This is a genomic window from Streptomyces sp. KLMMK, assembly GCF_036961605.1.
In the GTDB taxonomy this organism is placed as follows: domain Bacteria; phylum Actinomycetota; class Actinomycetes; order Streptomycetales; family Streptomycetaceae; genus Streptomyces; species Streptomyces telluris.
The window spans coordinates 1-2,088 of sequence record NZ_JBAMDC010000657.1 but is presented as its reverse complement, the minus strand read 5'-3'; the positions used below and the strand labels follow the sequence as shown (position 1 = coordinate 2,088).

Below are 2,088 nucleotides of genomic sequence, written 5' to 3'. Positions count from 1 at the left end.
GCGGCGATGTCCGCCCGGTGCGCCGGCAGCGTCGTCGTGCCCGCGCCCTCCACCTCGAAGCCGGCGTCCGCGATCATGTCGAGGTCGGCCTTGCCCTCCTGGCCCTCACTGGTGAGGTAGTCGCCGAGGAAGATCGAGTTGGCCAGGTGCAGGGCGAGCGGCTGCATCGAGCGCAGGTGCACCTCGCGCCCGCCGGCCAGCCGCACCTCGACGTCCGGGCAGACGAACCGCACCATCGCGAGGATGCGCAGCGCCCGCTGCGGCGTGAGGTTCCACTCCTTGGCCAGCGGCGTGCCCTCGAAGGGGATGAGGAAGTTGACCGGCACCGAGTCGGGGTCCAGGGCGCGCAGCGAGAAGACGACGTCGACGAGGTCCTCGTCGCTCTCGCCCATGCCCGCGATCAGCCCGGAGCAGGCGGACATGCCCGCGGCCTGCGCCTGCTGCACGGTGTCGACGCGATCGGCGTAGGTGTGGGTGGTGGTGATCTCGCCGTAGGTGGCTTCGGAGGTGTTGAGGTTGTGGTTGTACGCGTCGGCGCCGGCGGCGCGCAGCCGCTCGGCCTGGCCCGCGGAGAGCAGCCCGAGGCAGGCGCACACCTCGACGTCCTCGTTCTGCTCCTTGATCGCCTCGATGGTCCTGGAGACGCGGTCGATGTCCCGGTCCGTGGGCCCGCGCCCGCTGGCGACCAGGCAGACCCGCTTCGCCCCGCCGGCGACACCGGCCGCGGCGGCCTTGGAGGCGTCCTCCGGCTTGAGCCACGTGTACTTCAGGATCTCGGCCTTGGAACCGAGCCGCTGCGAGCAGTACGAGCAGTCCTCGGGGCAGAGCCCGGACTTGAGGTTGACCAGGTAGTTGAGCTTCACCCGGCGCCCGAACCACCTGCGGCGTACCTTGCCCGCCGCGGCCACCACGTCGAGCAGGTCGTCGTCGGACGTCGCCAGCACGGCGAGCGCCTCTTCGCGGGTCGGCGACTCGCGCCGCAGCCCCTTGTCCACCAGCGTGTTCAGCAGGTCCATGGCGGTGATCCTCGCTCACGGCCGTACCCCGGGCCAAGGTAGGGATCGCACAACTCCGGCGGATTGATGTGTGTGTATTGCCACACCCTGACCAGGTGTGACGCCCGCTACGTTCTACAGAGGTTCTATACGGGCTCCACAGAACCGGCCCCAGCCCCTTGGAACGCGAAGGACGGCCGCATGCCTCAGGACTCGCCCCGGGAGACGCCCCGGCCCGCCCTCCGGGACCCCTTCGCGTGGATCGACGCGCACCACGAGCGGCGCCTGGCGGCCGGGCTCGTACGGACCCTGCGGCCCCGCTCCGCGGACTCGCCGCTGACCGACCTGGCGGGCAACGACTACCTGGGCCTCACCCGCCACCCGGAGGTCACCGAGGCCGCCGCCGAAGCCGCCCGCCGGTGGGGTGCCGGGGCGACGGGCTCCCGTCTGGTCACCGGCAGCACCGCCCTGCACGCCCGGCTGGAGGAGGAGCTCGCCGCCTTCTGCGGCTTCGAGGCCGCGCTCGTGTTCTCCTCCGGCTACGCGGCCAACCTCGCCGCCGTCACCGCGCTCGCCGGGCCCGGCGGCGACGCCGGAGGGCCGGCCCTGCTCGTCTCCGACGAGGGCAACCACGCCTCCCTGATCGACGGCTGCCGGCTGGCCCGTGCCGAGAAGGCGATCGTGCCGCACGCCTACCCGGACGCCGTCCGCAAGGTCCTCGCAGCCCACGGCGGCCGCGCGCTCGCCGTCACCGACTCCGTCTTCTCCGTCGACGGCGACGCCGCCCCGCTGCCCGCGCTCGCCGGGGCGTGCCGCGCACACGGCGCGGGCCTGCTCGTGGACGACGCGCACGGGCTCGGCGTCCTCGGCGAGGGCGGCCGGGGCGCGGTGCACGCGGCGGGACTGGCGGGAGCCCCGGACGTCGTCGCCACGGTGACGCTGTCGAAGGCGCTGGGCAGCCAGGGCGGTGCGGTGCTCGGCCCGCAGCGGGTGATCAGGCACCTGGTGAGCAACGCCCGCACGTTCATCTTCGACACCGGCCTCGCCCCAGCGGCGGCCGGCGCCGCGCTGGCGGCCCTCACGGTGCTGCGCC

At 73.6% G+C, this 2,088-nt stretch carries 2 protein-coding genes; one reads left to right on the top strand and one right to left on the bottom strand.

Annotated elements, in window-relative coordinates:
* On the bottom strand, positions 1-1,016 hold a 1,016-nt coding region (gene bioB, locus V7793_RS36805), incomplete at its 3' end, for a biotin synthase BioB (protein WP_336014033.1).
* Positions 1,017-1,196: 180 nt separating this feature from the next.
* Between bioB and V7793_RS36800 the strand changes: the two genes are divergently transcribed.
* A partial coding sequence (locus V7793_RS36800; RefSeq protein ID WP_336014032.1) for an aminotransferase class I/II-fold pyridoxal phosphate-dependent enzyme occupies positions 1,197-2,088 on the top strand: 892 nt, incomplete at its 3' end.